Source organism: Maricaulis parjimensis, assembly GCF_016817355.1.
GTDB lineage: Bacteria > Pseudomonadota > Alphaproteobacteria > Caulobacterales > Maricaulaceae > Maricaulis > Maricaulis parjimensis.
On the sequence record NZ_JADOTT010000004.1, the window covers coordinates 90,012 to 108,099 of the forward strand.

General features: G+C 60.8%; 17 protein-coding genes. 1 reads left to right on the forward strand and 16 read right to left on the reverse strand.

From position 1 onward, the window contains the following. Window positions 1–77: 77 nt before the first annotated feature. Entirely contained in the window at window positions 78–1,007 is a 930-nt protein-coding gene (locus I0K07_RS08045; RefSeq protein WP_203292326.1) for a hypothetical protein, read from the forward strand. A gap of 66 nt (window positions 1,008–1,073) precedes the next feature. Here I0K07_RS08045 and I0K07_RS08050 read toward each other — a convergent pair whose 3' ends face one another. The 16 genes from I0K07_RS08050 to I0K07_RS08125 form a co-directional block, all read right to left on the reverse strand. Further along, complete coding sequence (locus I0K07_RS08050) at window positions 1,074–2,252, reverse strand: hypothetical protein (protein ID WP_203292327.1); 1,179 nt, start codon at window positions 2,250–2,252, stop codon at window positions 1,074–1,076. A gap of 23 nt (window positions 2,253–2,275) precedes the next feature. Then, a complete protein-coding gene (locus I0K07_RS08055) occupies window positions 2,276–2,746 on the reverse strand; it encodes a hypothetical protein (RefSeq protein WP_203292328.1) in 471 nt (156 codons plus the stop codon). A gap of 129 nt (window positions 2,747–2,875) precedes the next feature. Beyond that, window positions 2,876–4,114 carry a tetratricopeptide repeat protein gene (locus I0K07_RS08060; RefSeq protein WP_203292329.1) on the reverse strand — a complete coding sequence of 413 codons (1,239 nt, stop codon included), beginning with the start codon at window positions 4,112–4,114 and terminating at the stop codon, window positions 2,876–2,878. A gap of 13 nt (window positions 4,115–4,127) precedes the next feature. After that, a complete protein-coding gene (locus I0K07_RS08065) occupies window positions 4,128–5,279 on the reverse strand; it encodes a tetratricopeptide repeat protein (RefSeq protein WP_203292330.1) in 1,152 nt (383 codons plus the stop codon). 108 nt (window positions 5,280–5,387) lie between these two features. After that, complete coding sequence (locus I0K07_RS08070) at window positions 5,388–8,507, reverse strand: FG-GAP-like repeat-containing protein (RefSeq protein WP_338041045.1); 3,120 nt, start codon at window positions 8,505–8,507, stop codon at window positions 5,388–5,390. A 39-nt stretch (window positions 8,508–8,546) separates the two neighbouring features. Beyond that, window positions 8,547–9,320, reverse strand: a complete 774-nt coding sequence (locus tag I0K07_RS08075; protein ID WP_203292331.1) for a type II secretion system protein GspK — start codon at window positions 9,318–9,320, stop codon at window positions 8,547–8,549. Between the two features lie 45 nt (window positions 9,321–9,365). Next, complete coding sequence (gspD, locus tag I0K07_RS08080) at window positions 9,366–11,426, reverse strand: type II secretion system secretin GspD (RefSeq protein ID WP_203292332.1); 2,061 nt, start codon at window positions 11,424–11,426, stop codon at window positions 9,366–9,368. Window positions 11,427–11,454: 28 nt separating this feature from the next. Beyond that, a complete protein-coding gene (locus I0K07_RS08085) occupies window positions 11,455–11,871 on the reverse strand; it encodes a hypothetical protein (RefSeq protein WP_203292333.1) in 417 nt (138 codons plus the stop codon). Further along, entirely contained in the window at window positions 11,855–12,427 is a 573-nt protein-coding gene (locus I0K07_RS08090; RefSeq protein WP_203292334.1) for a hypothetical protein, read from the reverse strand. Before I0K07_RS08090 ends, I0K07_RS08085 begins: the two co-directional genes overlap by 17 nt. Then, window positions 12,424–13,365, reverse strand: coding sequence for a hypothetical protein (locus tag I0K07_RS08095; protein WP_203292335.1), 942 nt, complete (start codon window positions 13,363–13,365; stop codon window positions 12,424–12,426). The genes I0K07_RS08090 and I0K07_RS08095 overlap by 4 nt, the downstream gene beginning before the upstream one ends. Before the next feature lie 2 nt (window positions 13,366–13,367). Continuing rightward, window positions 13,368–13,982, reverse strand: coding sequence for a prepilin-type N-terminal cleavage/methylation domain-containing protein (locus I0K07_RS08100; RefSeq protein ID WP_203292336.1), 615 nt, complete (start codon window positions 13,980–13,982; stop codon window positions 13,368–13,370). Beyond that, entirely contained in the window at window positions 13,979–14,374 is a 396-nt protein-coding gene (locus I0K07_RS08105) for a type IV pilus modification PilV family protein (protein ID WP_238934680.1), read from the reverse strand. Before I0K07_RS08105 ends, I0K07_RS08100 begins: the two co-directional genes overlap by 4 nt. Next, the gene (locus tag I0K07_RS08110) at window positions 14,367–14,867 is read right to left on the reverse strand and encodes a type II secretion system protein (protein WP_203292338.1); all 501 of its coding nucleotides are present in this window, start codon (window positions 14,865–14,867) and stop codon (window positions 14,367–14,369) included. The genes I0K07_RS08105 and I0K07_RS08110 overlap by 8 nt, the downstream gene beginning before the upstream one ends. Then, window positions 14,836–15,264 (reverse strand): type II secretion system major pseudopilin GspG, encoded by a 429-nt coding sequence (gene gspG / locus I0K07_RS08115; RefSeq protein ID WP_238934681.1) that lies wholly within the window; start codon window positions 15,262–15,264, stop codon window positions 14,836–14,838. Before gspG ends, I0K07_RS08110 begins: the two co-directional genes overlap by 32 nt. Window position 15,265: 1 nt before the next feature. Then, entirely contained in the window at window positions 15,266–16,474 is a 1,209-nt protein-coding gene (locus I0K07_RS08120; protein WP_203292340.1) for a type II secretion system F family protein, read from the reverse strand. Continuing rightward, window positions 16,471–18,069 carry a GspE/PulE family protein gene (locus I0K07_RS08125; protein WP_203292341.1) on the reverse strand — a complete coding sequence of 533 codons (1,599 nt, stop codon included), beginning with the start codon at window positions 18,067–18,069 and terminating at the stop codon, window positions 16,471–16,473. Before I0K07_RS08125 ends, I0K07_RS08120 begins: the two co-directional genes overlap by 4 nt. Window positions 18,070–18,088 lie beyond the last annotated feature (19 nt).

Below are 18,088 nucleotides of genomic sequence, written 5' to 3' on the forward strand. Positions count from 1 at the left end.
TGCAATCTGCATTGACCCTAGACGAGCCCTTTGTTCACGAACAAAACCAGCCAATTATCCTCCTTGAAGAGTCCCGAATGAAGCTCGAATTTCTGATCTGCGGCAGTCTCAACGATTCTTTTCTGTCACAGATCGCGTTCTTCCGAAAATGCCTGGATTTTCTGGGTGGCGACTATCAGCAGGCACGCTTGGTCGCATCACTTGGGGACCATCAAACAAACGAGCTTCCGAGTGAGTGGGCCCCCTATTTCGACCGCATTGAGGTTTGCTTCGCCCATGAACCGGGCGCACCAAACCCCTACCATGAAGCGCAGCATGAACGACGGTTTGAACTCATCGATGACAGCGCCGATGTGAGCGTGCTGGTTGATGCCGACGTTGCCATTCTCGCACCGATGGACGAGCTTATTGGCCAGGTCATGACCACGCAGGCTGTCGCGGGTGTCATCGCTCACTACCATTTTCCCTGGGATGCTGGCAGTGGCGATGCGGTGAAGGACTGGAGCTACTTTTATCGTCGCTTGCTTGGACGATCGTTCACGCCTGAATACAGCTACACGCTGAAACGACCTCAGACGGGGGCTGAGGCCCCCTTCTACATCAATTATGGCGTGTTTGCGGGATCGCCAAAGCAATTGCGAGCATTCGACACCCGGGAACGCAGCCTTCGCCCGCTCGTTCGGGCGGAAGTGGGGGATGTCTGGTGTTATCAAGTGGGGCTTGCATTGACGTGCTCATCCTTGGATCTGCCGACCCTGGCTTTGCCCATGCGCTATAACTTCCCCAACGACCCGCTGGCGGATCAGCTCTACCCTGACGATCTCGAACAGATTGTCTTCATGCACTATCTGAGAACGAAACTGTTTTCGCGGAGTGAGATTTTTGCAAGCGCTGAGGCTTTCGACGCATTTCTCAGCATGCAACTCGAAGGTTCAAATGAACGCTTCCAAGCGCACGTCCGCGCCGTGACCAATGGCAAATATCCCTTCCCACGAGTCTCGAATTAGCGCTTGGCTGTTGCATGGGATCAGCGTGGCTAAGGCAACGACCCGTGGAAAGGGATAGAATGCTTTCTATTGGCTGTCAGCCGCACTCGCCAGGATCGCAGCTTCAAGCTCGTTCACGCGCGCATTCAGCTGAGCGATATAAATGTGGGCGTGCTCAAGCTCATTAAGCATGCCACCCATTTTCTGCGACACATTGAACGGTCCGTCTTCCGCCGTGGGGCCAACTCCCGGAAGATAGCCATTATTCCACATCGCAGCTTCATGATCGCTGATCGAGGCCAGTTCATAATCATCGGCGAAGACCCGGTCACAACCGATCGAGCAGGACCCGGCAGTAGTGAGTTCCCCACGGATGGTCAGGTCACCATCGCCTGTAAGGAGGAATTCTGGTCCTGCAGTGTCGTCAGTATCGATGATGAAGCGCTGCGGAGCGGTATCCTCGTGGACCAAATACCAGTTCCGCGTTGTCGCGGAGTTTGTCATGGTGATCCAAGATCCACCATTGTTAGTTAGGTTGAGCATCTCTCGATAGCCGGCGCTACCCACCTCCTCAACCTTGAGGCTTGTGGCACCATCCGTTCCACGGACGTGAAGAGCTGCCCCCGGATTGTCAGTGCCAACACCAACATTGTTATTGGCCGCGATGAACAGTGCATCCGTATCCGCACCCGGCTTGATCCGGAAGGGAAGCTGAGACCCGTTGGTCACGTCGCGAATAAAGAAGTTGGCCTCATTGGCGACGAGGTCGAACGTCTGGGCCGTGAAGCCGGCCGAGCCATCCTGTTCAAGGCGCAGGGTCGGACTGTCACCGTCGCGAACATGCAACTCCACTACCGGATTGTCGGCCCCGATACCGACATCACCAGCAGAATCAATCCGCAGCGAGTTGGACGGAGCACCGGCATCGACACGGAAAACCTGGCGGCCAGCTGTGGAGTCTTCGATAGCGAAGTAGTTGCCGCCACCATTGGACGTATCATTGACCAAAATTCGCCAGTCATTGTTCGGGAAGCTGGCAGAGTTGCTGGTGTCGTCGAAATGGATGCGAAGGTTGTTTTCCTTCAGGCGCAGGGTATCGAAACCGAAACTCTCGCCATTGACGCAGTCAAAGCCGACGCAAAGGCTCTGCTGGATAATCACATCGTCGACGAAGACCTGATCGGCATTCACGCTTGTCGCTGATGCCGCCATGGCCGTCGCCGCGAGAACGCCTGTCAGCGCGGTCCGAGTCAGAAATTTCTTCATGTTGAGCCCCTCCTGGTGCCGAACTAGCCTTCTTGTTCGGACTGGTCGAATTCGATGATGCGTCCGTCCACAACCCGGAACGAACCTGTGTAACTGTAACCGAGATAGGCCGTGCCCGAATTGGGCTCCCGACCGTTGTATGCAGCTTCACGTGGCGAAGCACTTTGTCGGCGCTCCGGCGTCGCCGCCGTCATCTCAAACTGGTAAAGGCCATCCGGCACCTGACCATGATCCGCAAGCCGGAAGCTTGGCGGAACACGGGCCGATGTCACCTGACCATAATACCCGTCCGGCCCGGCCACGCTGAGCGTGAAATTGAAAAGAGCCGGATCTGCATCGAAGCGCAGGCGTGAACCTACAACCTGTTCCTGGATCCGGTACTGCCGAACAGACCGGTCTGACTGGGCGTCAGCTGTCGGGGTCAAGCCGCACATGACCATGCCAATAGCCAAACTGGTGGCAAGGCCAGACAATCTCGTGGCGAAGGGCTTCATACCGAATCCTGTTGCAATTCGACGCTACAATAGACACGGCGCGCAGAAATTGCACACAAATTTTGAGGAATTCGCCTCAGAAACATCGCGTCGTCTTGTATAAACCTAAAGCTGAACACGCTCGGCGCCCTATTCGAATTCCTCTAGATAAGCCTGAACACGCGATTGCGCATGCTCAACCCTTGCGGGAGGCAGTTGAAGCGCCAATTCATCACGCAAGAGAGGAGCCAGGCCCGCCCCCCCATAGGCGGCAAGGCTGAACCAGACATAAGCTTCTGCATAATCCTGCGGCACGCCGAAGCCGTTTGCATGGATGAGTCCGAGAAGAAGACGGGCGCTGCCGAGACCTTGAGCAGACAGTGCTTCCAGCCGAGACAGTCCCGCATAGATATCCTGACGGACCCCATACCCATTCAATTCCCGCCATGCCATGCGATATCCCGCAACAGGGTCACCATTGGCCGCAGCCAAAACCTCATTGGCCTGTGGGGGGCGTGTCCAATCATCCGGCATGATCCGCTGGTCGAACGGCATCCCCAGTTCCTGCAGCCGGGATTGAAGCGACAATCCGCCAACCCGGCGCCCCTCCGCCAATAATTCGCGGGCCCGGGCTTCATCCACAGCAACGCCAAACCCGTTCTCATACATGACGGACAGATTGTTCAACCCGGCTTGAAGCCCTTGATCCGCCGCAGCCTGAAACAGGGCAAAAGCGCGATCATAATCCCGTTCAACATCCTCTCCCCGCACGTACATGAGACCGAGATTGTTCTGCGCCCGCGCATCGCCCGCATCAGCGGCGCGCTCGAACAATTCCAGCGCAGTTTCCGGGTTTCGGGGCACACCACTGCCTTCCAAATGAAGGACACCAAGACTGGTAACAGCCGGGATGTAGTCCTGATCTGCAGCACGCTGGTACCACTCAACGGCCAGTTCTGGTCGCCCGGCTTCGCCCAAACCGGTTTCCAAGGCAACAGCGTAGTCTGCCTGATAACGCGCCTCGCCGGATTGCGCCGCCTGTCGGAAGAGGTCCAGAGCGAGCGCCCGGTCCTGCTCCACACCTAGACCCTCTGCGTAGGCACGCGCGAGCGCATTCATCGCCATTGGATCACCGGCCATCGCAGCAGCACGGTTGAGCTGCGCTGCTTGAGCAAAATCCTGAGGCACCCCCCAGCCCCGCTCGTACAAGCGTGCCAGCAAGGCCTGAGCAGCTGGATTATTGTTCTGTGCCGGCTCGGCCAGAACATCCCGGGCCTGCACGTACTGGGCCTGCGCAATGAGGGATTCGGCGCGTTCCACTGCCTGGGTATTCCGCGTCTGCGCATCGCTCTGCGGTGCCCAAACCACCAGGCTCAGCGCAGCCAGCATGGCAACAAGACACCTAGCCATCGCGGGCATGCTCCTCGCGCCATTGCGTGGCACGCGCCTGGGCTTCAGCCAACTGCTCCGGAGTCAGGAATTGCGCGATCAGATTGCGCTCATTCGTGGCCCCTTCCAGGCCTGCCGCCGCGGCAAGATTGGCCCAGATGTGCGCCTGGACATAATCCTGCTCAACCCCTTCTCCAGCCGCGTAACGAACAGCCATTTCCAGCTGGGCGCGGGCAATTCCGGCCTCAGCTGCCCGGGCGTAATAATCCAGGGCGCGGGCCTGGTTTTGCGGCACGACTTCACCCTCATCATACAATGCGGCGAGTGCGCTGAGCGCATCAGAATTGCCTTCGTCAGCCTGATTTTCCAGCCAGTCAAGCGCATCAGAATTGCCGTGTGTGGCACTTGCCGCCACCCAGACAACGGCCTCTCCAGGCTCACGTGCTGACATGCTTCCAGCCACCACCAGATTGCCCAACAAGGCATCCGCCCCATTGGCACCGGCATCATAGGCATTGAGATACCAGCGGATGGCTTCGGCGAGATCGACATCCGTCCCCTGTCCATTCTGATACATCATGCCCAGGACCGGCTGCGCGCGGACAAGGCCGGCTTCAGCGGCCATACGGTACCATTGGAAGGCCCGCTCGTAGTCACGCGGCACGCCGACACCTTGCATATAGGCATAACCCAGATTGGTCTGGGCGCGCAGATCCCCCGCCTCACCTGCCTGCTCCAGGAGCGAGATGCCCCGGCGCGTGTCCCGCGTAACGGCCGTGCCGGTGAGATAGTAGGACCCCAGAACGGCCTGAGCATCGACACTGCCGCGCTGGGCGGCCCGGTCAAACCATTCCACCCCGTCTTCCAGCGTGTCGGCCTCTGACGCCTTTTCAAGATAGATCTCGATTAGCGGCTCGATCGCATCCTCATAGCCGTTGCCGGCGGACGCCTCCAGCCAACCCATGGCCAGTTCCCGGTCGACCCCGACGCCGAACCCCTGACGGTACATCATGCCCAGGCGGAATTGGGCCAACGGATTGCCGGCTTCCGCCGGTGCTTCCAGGATGCCGGCGACCTCAGCATATTCCCCGCGAGCATAGGCGGCCTCGGCCTCCTGCATCTGCGCGGCGATCGCTTCGGCATCCGGAGCGCCCGATGAACGCACGACCAAGTATCCGGCAATAATCAGAAGCAGAAGGCCTGCACCAGCCATCGCTCCAAGGAGCTCTCGTCTCAACGTCGTCCCTCCTGGGTCAATTCCTCGCCGGACCGCTTAGCGGCTCCGGCGGATAATGTGATAGTTCGCACCCGCTGTGAGGTTATCACTGATTTGGGTCGTGCTGCCGTCAGCCCAGATGATCGTCAGACTGTCCGCCTGGTCCGCATCTCCCAGCCCGAAATGCGCAATGGGCGCATCAAATGACATGAACCCCCCGCCGATCTGCAGCTCGCGCACCTGGCGCGTTTCGCCCTGGCGCAGCTCGAGTCTCGCCCCGATACCGTCCCGATTACCCACATGGTCCTCGAGCGAGACGGACAGTGCATTCTGGCCGGTCTGGTTGTTGATGAAGGCGATCGGCGGGCCGTTCACCGGCACGGTGAACACATCCAGATCACCATCCTGGTCGATATCGACCAGATTGGCGGCGGCCGTAATCAGATAATCATCCAGCCCCCAAGCGGCCGTCTCTTCTTCGAACTGTCCACCGCCTTGATTGCGCAGGAAAATGTTCGACGGCGTGACCTCATTGGGAACCCAGGTTCCGTTGACGATATAGAGGTCTTGCCAACCATCATTGTCGAAATCGCCGGTGGAGACATCCCAGCTCCACCCCCCGACTTCCAGCCCGCGATCACCGGCTGTCTCTGCGTACCGGCCATCACCCACCGGTTCCAGCAGGACATTCCGGGCTAGGATTTGCGGAATGGCCGCGTCCTGTTCTTCCGGCGTCATCGGCCGCGATGGCATGAAATGGATATCGCAATAGGCCCGCGCCCGCTCCTGACCCACCGGGATGAGTTCACACAGGGCCGGATTCTGGTTCTGGATGGCGATATCTTTCACCAGCATGCCTTGGCATTCAGACCGGTAAGGCTCGTTCAGCGTGGCACACCGGCTGGCATAGGACGGATCCAGGCTGTTGCCCGGCCGGTACCAGCGCTTGATATCCATGTTCAGCTGACAGGTTTCCCGGGCCGTTTCATCCTGGATTCCATCGCAATACCGCTCAATCGGTTGCATGTGGAGCCGATTGGAAATTCCCGAAGCGCGGCCTGCAATCTGGGCCGCATAGATGGAATAGCGTCCGGAATTATCCAGATCCGCTGTGGTCAGCGACATCGTGGTCGTTGTGGTTTCCGGGATCAGACCGGACTGACGGGTGATTGCCTCGAAACCGCCCTCGCCATTCCCGAGATAGAAATAATCGGGCACTTCGAAATCATTGGCGACGAGGAGGTCGAGGGCACCGTCCTGATTCATGTCGCTGAACAGGATCGACAGCGTCTCCCCCGGAATGCCGGGCAGATCGAGAAAGGCATCGCCGGTCAGCCCCTCTTCCGTATTGAACACGATACGGTTGCGGCTCTCCTCACCGGGAACACGCCGATACCAGCCCGCTGCCCAGTTTCCGAGTGCAAGATCGAGATCTCCATCACGGTCCACATCGCCGAAACTAGCCGACAGGGCGAGGATCGCATCATCCCGGTTCGTGACCTGACGCAAGCCGTCCGGATTGAACCGTCCATTCTCATTGGGGAGGATATACAGGCCCCGCCGGTAGGTTGTCAGGAAGAGGTCACGCCAGCCATCATTGTCGATATCGACCAGCACGGCATTGAAGACCGGAAGATGGGCGACCTGGCCCAGATCCAGCACGACCGGCTCGAAACGGCCGCTCCCATCATTCGCATAGATGTAGAGCCCATTATGCGTTGAGGCATAGACCAGATCAGTATCGCCATCGCCATCGATATCGCCGGATGACAGGCTGCGACCTTCCCAGAAGGGGGGCCACATGTCGGCGAAGGAAAATTCGATGGGATGATCAATTCCCAGCTCAGCGGCCTCGATCCGGGTGAACCCGTCAGCTCCTAGCCCGGTCGACGTCTGGAAAGGTGTCCGCTGGACCGTCAGGCTTGCCCCCGACGTTTCCGATTGACCGCTGGCCACCGGCACGTCCGCATCAACTGTTTGGGCCAAATCTGTCAGATCCGTTTGAATGTCGGTCTGGGCAAAATCCTCCGTCAGGATCCGCAGGGCCCGTTCGGTCTGGTAGCGGTGCCAGCCGTCCGCACCGAGACCGGCCAGAAAACCCAGAACCATGATGGTTCCGCCAAGGATGAACCCGGCCCGCCAGCCGATCGAGGTCGAAACGACGAAGAAGGAGTAGATCGAAAAACTGCCCAGGCAGAAGACCAGGGTCATGATCATGCCATGGCTGGCACCCCCGTTCAGGAGCGCGCCGGACAGCACGACGTCAAACCCGATCGGCACAGGAAAAAAGGTCCCGACAATAGCCGCAATGGCTGCCTGGAGCGGACCGAAATCCCACGACGCGATCGCCCCGGCCGGCAGGAAACTCGCCGCCAATGCCCCCAGGAATCCGGCCAGAAGCATGAGGGGCAGAGTCGTGCGGACGATGAACCAGAGATTCCGGGCAAAATCCCGCAGGAATTCAATAAAGGACCGAGGAAGACTTCCGTCATCCACGCTGTCTTCCGCATCGGCGGCCAGCATGGGCGGGATGGGTGACGGGCCCGTTTTCTTGACGGAGTGAAGGAGTTTCTCTTCCGGGATGAAGCGGCAGATGATCGGCACAGCGACCAGGATGACGCCGAGGCTGAGCGCGACCTTTGTGACCGCGATGTAGAAAGGCAGCAGCGAGAAAGCCATCGTCAGCACGACCACATTGAGGGTCGGGGATGCGACCATGGCCGACAAGGTTGTCTCCGCCCGGGATCCGCCCTGGTAAAGCCCCTTCGCGATTGGTGCGGCGCAATTCACGCACACCCCCAAAGGCGCCCCGAGAAACATGCCGTAAAGCGAATTGGCAAAGGGTCCGGCGAAATGCCGGCGCCGCAGATATCCGAGCAGGGTCAGGAAGGCGGAGCCGAACAGGACACCGAACGTCATCCCCTTCTTGTTGGTGTCGATCCAGTTCACCGTAGACACCGACACGCGTTCAACAGGCCCCATATCCGGGCTGAGCGGGATAAGCGCCTCGAAACTGAGCGGGTCCTCGAGCTGGATGGCCCCACCCATCATCGCTTTCTCATCGAGCGACGGGTAACGCGATTGGGTCCAGAAAAAGATGGCGAGCACCGCCACCAGAATGGCCGCAAACAGCAGACGCGCGGATGTTCCGCGTTTAATGAGATTACCTGCCTGCACGTTCCAACTCCCCCAACCCGGCGTCCCCAGCCGTGACCTTTAATGCCATGCGTCCGGTTGCGTATCCAGAGCAGACATGGCCTCTTCTCCACAGCTTCCGGACAAAGGCCGGTCAACGCCGAAACTGACCCACTCAAAAGGCCGGTCCTGCCCCCTGGCAAAGAGCGCAAGCCCGGTCATGCTTTCAACGCGCCCGCCCCTTCCCGTCACTCGGGCCCGAAAAACGGTTCGCATACCGTCCATGGTCAGGGCTTCAGCCCCTTGCAGGTCATCCAGTTCCGGCATGCGAGTCGCTCCAAGCGCGGTCACATAAGGCCGCACACACGCCAGTCTTTGCGGATTGACACCAGCCACGCGTCCCAATTCCTCGACACTGACAAAAGGACGGTTCTGAGGGGCGTGATCGCCGTCACTGCCTTCGAAGCCGAGCGCGCGAGGCAGCGTGTCCGGGTCCCGCCAATCGAGAATATGGTCCGCCAATCGCCGGGCGGCCGTCTCCGACTCGCCCAGACGGATCCACAACGCCATCCAGTCCTCATCATTGGCCAGATTGATATCCAGCAGGGTTTGGGAGGGCGAAAGATCCACAAGAACCGTCTGCCCCGCCACGCTGATCGTGCGGGGAAACTCGGCGAGCGCTGTGCGACCGATCAAGGCCGTATCAAACGCCGCAATATCCAGCGCAGAGCGGAGGATTTCACGCGTCTGTGCCGCCTCCCGTTCAAACCGCGCAACCCGAATCTGCGACTGCACCAGCACGGTCACAGCCAAAAGGATCACGGAGAGCAAGAGGCTCAGCCAGAGGACAATCAAAAGGGCGGACCCCCGGCTTCGGGATATCCGGGCCGGGCCGATCATCTAGTCGAACAGATCCTGTTGCCGCGCTTCGAGCGCTTCCAGCTCGCGCCGCAAATGCTGGAGCGCGGCAGCCGCGTCATCATCATTGTTGATAATCCGCGGCGTCAGAAAGATAACAAGTTCACTACGTTCACTGGACATCTGGCGATTGCGGAAGGCATTGCCCAGTCCCGGAACCCGGCTGATCAGCGGGATGGCGGCTTCATTGTCGGAGCGCGTCTCCCGGATCAGGCCACCCAGCGCAATCGTGTTGGCACTACGCACGGCGACCGTGCTCGTGAATTCCAGTTTCTGGATGGTCGGTGAGTCGATCCCCGATGTCGTGGTCGGTCTAACCGTGGACACTTCCTGGTTTACATCCAGGACGACCAACCCGCTGGCATTGATCCGCGGCGTGACCTCCAGGATCACGCCCGTCTCGCGCAATTCGATCGAGGAAACGAGCGGGGCATTGTTCTCGGCAACAGAGGTGGCCGTCTGCGTCACGATCGGCACTTCGTCGCCGACCTGGAGGTGCGCGGTCTGATTGTTCTGGACCATGATCGACGGAGCCGACAACACGGTCACGTCCGTGATCGAATTGAGTGCGCTCAGCGTGGCCTGGAAATTGGTCCCCGTGAACGCATAGTTGAAGCCCGGATAGACCGGTGTGTTCGTGCCGGATTCATTGTCGATGAAACTGGTGACGGAATCCCCTTCCCCGCTCTGGGATTCAAAGAACCAGCGCACACCGAAATCCAGCCCATCCACCAGCCGGACTTCCGCGATGGTCGCCTCGATCAGAACCTGGGGCGGCATGACATCCATCCGCTCTACCAGTTCAATGATTTCGCGATATTCCTGGTCCGTCGCGCGGATGATCAGGGCATTGTTCAACAGATCCGGAATGATGGCGAGACGCCCTTCTTCCTCGGAATCCCCCGCTCCTGGCGCCTGGTCGTCACCGGCAAATCTCGGTTCAGCGCCATTCTGCGAACCTGCTGCGCTGCCGGCGAAGGCGGCTGAAATCTGGGAAGCCAGCGTCGCAGCCGGTGCATTGCGCGCCACGTAATAGCGCAGCCGGCGCGTATCACCGCCCGAAGGACGGTCAAAGCGTTCGATGAAATCCTGAACCTGATTGAAATGGCCACGGTCACGTGTGGTCACGAAGAGAAGGTTGAGACGCGGCAAGGCAATGGTCCGCGCTGCATTGCGAGACACGCCCAGACCTTCCAGCACCGCATCCACTTCCGTCTTCGCCGTTTGCGCATTCACATAGCGAAGCTCAAACATGCCGAAGACGCGATTGGTGAGGAAAGGCCGGTCAAAGGTTCGAATGGCACTTTCCGCAGACTGGACCTCACTGCCCGGTCCCGCCAGCACGATGACACCGGCCTCATCCAACGGAATGGCCTCCAACTGGTCCGTCAGAAAGGGATCGATCAGCAAGAGGATGGATGACGGATCGGTATTGACGACCGGAACGATCCGGCCGCCATAACCCAGCTGGCCGGACTGGGTCGGCAGATTGGGCTGCGCCGTATCCGCGCGCGTCAAAAGATAACCGGTTTCCCGTTCGATCAGGGCCAGACCGGATTCAGCGAGCACGGCTTCCAGCGCCGACAGAGCGACCGGAACGGCGGCGGGCTCCTGAGAGGTCAGGGTGATCCGGCCGCCCACCCCGTCCGACACCATGACGGTCTCGCCAAGCGCCTCTTCCACAATCGTGCGGACAGCTTCGACCACCGGTGCGTCCACGAAATTCAGACGCAGCGTCCGGTTGGGATCGGCGCTCCGGCCGGCTGTCGCAGCCAGACGTGGTCCGTTCGACTGCTCGAAATAGACCAGACGATCCGCGCCACCCTCATCAACCTGCGCCTGACTGTTTGCGGTTTCCGAAGTGTCGGCAGTCTGGCTCTGAGCACTGGAACTGGTCGCCGCTGCCCCGGCTCGATCGGCCTCGGCTTGCGGATAGCGATCCGCGTGAATCCGGCTGGCATCCGGCACCAGGGTTTCACAACCCGAAAGGGCAAGGCTGGCGGCCATCACTGAGACCGAAAGCATGAAACTGCGAAACACCATCACCGGATTCCCCGTATCCGCAACCTGGTCAGCGATTGAGCTCAAAGCTGCGCTGATCCCCGTCTAGGGCGAATACTACCCTGTCTGCAAGGATTTGCACCAATTCATACCCGTTCAGCCAGTCGCCGACTTCCAGCGTATGGCTTTCGCCGTTCCCGGCCATCAGCGCCCATTGCGCATCGCCGGTTTCAACCAGACCGATCAATTCAAACCCGGCGAGCGGGTCCCGGTCCTGTGTGACCGTACGAACCGGCCGTTCCGCCCTGGCAATGCGTCCGGACAGGGCCGGAATCCAGTCACCGGCAACAGGCCCGGTGACAGGCTGCCCCTGCAAGACTGGCTGGTCAGCAAGGTCAGCACGAGATGCCGGCCAAACACCGGCAATGACAATCGCCAGCGAACCGGCCGCCAGAATGCCTGTCAGAAGGTCAGCGGTCCTGGGCATCATCCACCTCCGCGCTGACAAGGCGAAACTCCAAATCGATTTGGACCTGCCCGGGTTCCGGGTGGGCATTGAGGTCAAACCGGACGGTATCCAAGCCTGCCAGATCCGGACGGGATAACAGGGTCAGGATCAGATCCGAATTCCCCTGCATCCGCAACAGGAAGCGGTCTTCCCGCCAGCCATCACCCAATTCATCCTCGATGACCGGACCAGCCGACATCACTTGAATTCCGGCTTCATCCAGAGCGCGGACCAGGGTCTCCATTTGTCCAGCGAAGCGGCTGCGGGCTGCGACCGGGTTCCTTGCGGCCTGAAGGTCGAAATCCGTGGCCGCGGAAATCCCGGCGCGCGATTGCAGCTCGTCCCAATTTTCCTGGATGCGCGCCTCCAGTATCCCGGCCTCCGCGGACTGGCGAGCCAGACTATCATACTGGACCAGCATGTTCACAAAGAGCCCGGCAAGCGGAACGACCAGGCCAAGTGCAACACCGAGAACCAGACTCCAGGCAATCAGGGGCCGCGCAGCGTGCGGCAGTGTGGCGAGAGGCAATCTCATGGTTCGCCCTCGCCGGTCTGAAGTGTCTGTGTGGTCGCTTGTAGCGCTTCGCCTTCACCCCGTGAGAGCAGCAGTTCCAACGAGCCGGCATGCCCCAGACGCGCGCGTTCAAGCCTCTGCTCCTCCGCCAGCGCATCAGGCAGTGTGGCCAAAGCCGACATGACATCGCCCAGATAAACCGGCTCACCGGCCAGTTCGCGCGCCGACTCAATCCGGTCCAGCAACTCGCTTTCACCTCTCAGGACCCGAATGCGTTCAAGCTGGCCACCGCGATCGGCCAGGGCTGCATCGGCGGAGCGCTCGAAACGGTCTGACCAGACCAGAAGCGCAGCCAGGGCAAGCAGATAAACCAATCCGAATTTCAAGAGACCGGATGCGGGCCGGTGACCACCCTTGCTAAAGACATACCGGCTCTCGCCGCGCGGTCCGAGCTCACCGGCAAGTTCCCAGCACACCCCAGGCTGGAACCCATCGACCAACGCGGATAGCTGCGCTTGCCGCGCAATCCTGAGCGAAACGGGGACACGCGCCTCAGCGTCCAGTTCATCAACCTCGAACGCGTAAACACCCTGCCCGTCCGCCAACGGCATGAACCGGTCCTGCCGCAAGTCCAAAGCCTCACGCCCCCGTCGCGCCGCCATCGCCGACAAGGTAAGGTCCGTGCGGAACTGAAAGGCCTCAGCAAGCACCAAGACCTGACGGGGCAGAGCGGCAACCGTCCTGTTGTCGGCAGGCCGGATCCGGCTTTGCCCCATCCAGGATATCTCACGAATGCCGATTGCGTTGCGCGTGCCATCCTCGCCCACGGACCAAAGACCGGCATCGAGCCGCCAACCGAGGCCTTGCAGCCCCTCTGGCAATCCCGAGCGAACGACATCCAGCGCCCAACGCCAGATATCGGCACTTGCCTCTGCCAGCCTGGTTACCTGCGACTGCACACTCAAAAATCCGCCCCCAAACAAATCCCCTGCCCGGAATCATATTCGCAATCAACCGGCGCCTGTCCCCCGACGAGGGCTTCGATCCTGCGTAACTGCCCGTCCTGCCTTGTCATGTCCAGTACGACCAGTCTCGGCATCCATTCCCGGTCCCACTCATCCATCCAGACCGGCGCAAGCCCGTCGGCAGGGTCGCCGAAATAATGAAGGCGCAAGTCCTGGTTCGGCAGGGTGAAACGGGTCCGGAAGGCCGTGCCATCAGGATAGGGAGACACCGAAATTTCAACCCCGTCGGACTGGAGTGCAAGAACGGCCATATACAGTCCGTCATGCCCACGCGGACGGGTCAGGAAGCTGAGTTGGACACTGTCGCCCGCGAGCAGCTGGCCGTGCATGTCAGCGCTAGCCGTCTGGGCCTGCGCCAGCAACTCCCGCATACTCTCTTCCAGCGCAGCGTGCGTGTTTCGTACATCGACCCGTTCGGTCACACGCGTTTCTGCCTGGCTGGCAATACGGATAACCGGCAGCATAAGCGCGGCGATGGCCGCCAGGATTGCGCCTGCCATGAGAACTTCAAGCAGGGTGAATCCAGCCTCGTGATCAGACGCCCGCCTCATGGCTGCCCGCCCTCTTCCTGACCGATCGGCCCGGCCTCCAAAAAAACCAGGAACAGGGTGAAATCGGCGGAACCGGCATGCGGGCGCAGCAAGCGCGCTTGGCTGAGGGTTGCCCCCGTCAGCGGATCGACCGGCCGGTCATGGGGGGAAATGTCGATCTGCCAATCAGGATAGGCTTCGGCGATCTGAGCCGGGTCGATCCCTGCACGAAGCCGCGCGGTAATATTGCGGGCCTCCAAAACGTCCTGACGGGCCATATCCGCGCGGTTGCTTCCACGCGCACTCAGTCCAAGCCCGCCCATGCCTGCCATGATGACCGCTGAGGCGATCGCTCCGGCCACAAGGACTTCGGTTAGGGCATAGCCGGACTGGCGGACTTGCCTTTCAGTCATTCCGGTCATGCCGCACCTCACCACTGATCGGGTCAAGCTGGATGGTCTGCCTCTGATCGCCCTGCGTCAGGACCAGGCGGAACAGGAAGAGCGGGATCCCCTGTTGGGGAATGGCGACGCTGGAAACCCGCTGCCACCCCTGCCCCTCGTCAAAGGCCAAGCTGGCTTCCACATCGGCAGGCCAGGCCATGAGCGCCTGTGCGTCGCCGTCCGTCCAGATCCGGTAACCTGTTTCCGTCACCTCGAGTTGGACATCAACGCCTTGCTGGACAGCATCACGGCGGGCACGCCGCAAATCCTGGGTCAGCCCAGCGGCCGTCCGCTCCAGGACATTCCCCTGAACGGCGCGGATGACAGCCAGCCCGGTAAAGCTTGCCAGAACCGCCATGATCGCCAGAACGATAAGGAGTTCGAACAGCGTGAATCCCGAATTCCGGTCGTGGCCGCCAAGCGCCGGGCGACTAGCTGCGGGTGAGATCGCGATCTTCGCCATCACCCCCCACTTCCCCGTCCCTGCCGAGGGTCGACAGGATATAGCGTTCCGTCTGCGCATTCAGGGCATAGCCATAGGGACGCCCCCACGGATCGGTCAGCCCCGACACATTACTGAAATAGGGCCCTTGCCAGGCGGGATTATCCTCGGGAGCCTCGACCAGGGCGACGAGCCCCTCCTCGGCATCAGGGTATTGCCCCATGTCCAGATAATAGAGTTCCAGCGATGTTGCGATGGAGGCCATCTGGGCCTCTGCCACATCAACCTTGGAGCGTCCCACATAACCGATCACACGCGGCGCGACGATCGTTGCCAGCAAGGCAATGATGACCATCACCACAAGGATTTCAAACAGCGTGATACCGGCGTCCGAACTGCGTTGATTGACCTGTTTCATATCAGAAAACCGCTTCATTGAGACTGAGGACGCCGATGATGACCGAGGCGATCACGCCACCGATGCACAAGGCCAGTATGATGATCATGGCCGGACCGATCAATTCGACATAGGCCTTCAACCGTGCACGGACTTCGCGGTCATACAGGGCCGCCGCGCGCATCAGCATGGTATCGAGATGGCCGGTCTTTTCGCCCATTGAGATCAGTCGCAGGGCATCGTCCGGAAGAGCGCGAACCGCCTCAAGCGAGCTGGAATACACATCGCCTGCCCTCACCCGGTCGGCCGCACGGGCGTGGCGGGACCGCAGGCCGGCAGACTCAATAGCCTCGCGTGCAATGGGCTCGGCCTTTGCCAGCGGTCGCCCGGCCGACAACAACAGGCCGAGCGCCTGACAATACCTTACGGAGTCCAGGCGCAATCGTATCCAACCCCACGCGGGCAAGCGCGCCAGCAATTGGTCCACCTGGCCGGGAAACAGGCGGGCGGCCGCCTGGACCAGAACAGCAAGGCCCACGATACCGACCGGGATCCAGACGCCCCAGCCCCGGATGAAGGCCCCCGCGGCGATCACGAAACCGGTCAGCCCCGGTGGTTCCGCACCGGCATCGGCAAACACCGTCTCGAAAGTTGGCAGGATGAAGTGGGCGAGAAACAGCAAAGTCCCCATGAAGACGACCAGAAGGATGGCCGGATAGACCAGCTGGCCGATGATCTCGCCCCGAAGATCAAGATCACGCTCCAATTGTTCAGCAAGATCCGTGAAATTTCGGGCCAGAAGTCCCGATTCCTCACCCGCCTCGGCGAGCGCGTAGACGGATCGCGGCAGGCCCGCCGGATCTTCCTTGACGGCTGTGCTGAGACTGTCCCCGCGGCGCACCCGGGCCTCCAGCCGGGCAATCACGGCTTTCAGGGCGGGCCGCTTTTCACGCTCACCCAAACTGGCCAATACATCCTTGAGCGGGAGCTCGGCCGACGCCAGATCGGCAATGCCACGTACGAGATCGACGGTTTCGCGTAAAGACAGGGACCGGCGTTGCGCGCGAAAGCTGAATACACCCGTGGCGTTTGCGGGCTGCACCTTTACCGGGATGGCACCCAGGGTCCGGATCTGCTGCACCGCCTCCTGGCGGCTCGCTGCGGTGGCTTCGCCCCGGATGATCCGGCCGTCCGCCTGTTCTGCTGTATACCGCCAGACCTGCATCGTCATGCACCGGTCCATCCCACTGTCCGCCGCACTTCCGCTTCCGACGTTTCGCCCTGCGCAACGCGATCGCGTCCCTCATCCAGCATGGGGCGATAGCCCTGCCGTTTCAGCGTTTCGCGAAGACGCGCCTCATCGAGTCCGGTTTGTATGTCCTGTCTGACGCGCTCATCAACAGCGAACCCTTCGGCCAGGGCCAGCCGCCCGCGATAGCCGTCATGCCCGCACGCCGCACATCCCTCGCCCCGGCAATCCGGACACAGTCGCCGGACAAGCCGTTGGGCAAAGACCGCCGACAAGGTCGAAGCGACCAGATAGTCCTCGATCCCCATATCCATGAGGCGCACGATCGCCGACGGGGCGTCATTGGTATGGATCGTGGACAGGACGAGATGGCCCGTCATGGCTGCCTGGACGGCGGTCCGGGCGGTTTCCGCATCACGGATTTCACCCACCATGACGACATCCGGATCATGACGGAGGAAGGATCGCAGAGCGCTGGCAAAGGTCACGCCGATGGCGGCATTGGTCTGGGACTGGGCAATCCCGGACAGCCGGTATTCAATCGGATCTTCAATGGTCAGGATCTTGCGGTGGCCATCCGCGAGCTCACGCAGGAAGGCATAGAGTGTCGTGGTCTTGCCACTGCCCGTCGGCCCCGTGACGAGCACCAGGCCATGCGGCTTGGCGATGGCCTGGCGTGCCACGCTCAGCACTTGGCCTGAAAACCCCAGATGTTCCAGATCCCGAAGACTGGCCTCGGGGTCCAGCAGGCGAACGACAAGGCTTTCCCCGTGCTGGGACGGAATGACCGACACACGCAGATCCACGCTTCGCCCCGCAACAGGAATGGATATCCGGCCATCCTGCGGCCGGCGTCTCTCAGCGATATCAAGGTCGGCCAACACTTTGACCCGGGAAACAAAGGCGAGCGCCTGGGGCAAGGCGAGCTTTTCACGCGGCCGCAAGACGCCATCAATCCGCAAGCGGACCTCCGCATCGCGACTCCCCGGCTCGATATGGATATCAGAGGCCCCGGCCTCCACCGCGCTGGCGATGGTGGAATTCACCAGCCGGATAATCGGTTCGGCACTGGCGATGTCCCGCAACCGGTCCGTATCCGCCGACACATCCGGCACGTCGATCGCGGTCACGGAACCCGAACTCTTCTGGTTTTCCAGAGCCTGTTCGAGCAACTGATTGAAACGGCTGGCCGTGACCACGACCGGGTCCACCGCCGCCTGCAGCGCAAATCCCAGCCCCGCCAGCCCGGCGGCGTTTTCAGGATCCACCATGGCAATCCGGATGGATGTGTCAGTTCGTGAAACGGGTATGACACGCTCCCGACGGACAAAATCCGGGTTCAGGCAATCCGGCAGCGTGACGAACTCATCGTCCAATTCCCCTTGCCAGACCGAAATGCCGTGCTTGCCGGCAAAACATTCTGCCAGGATCGACTCCGTGACCAGCCCCAGTTGGGTCAGGATGTGGTCGAGCGGTTCATGTGTCCGGCGCAGGACTTCCGCCGCATGCCCCGCATCCGCCGGTGACAGGACACCGTCGTTTTGCAGATCGTGAAGTCGGGCCAGGTCATGGGACATGAGAGCAATCTAACCGAGT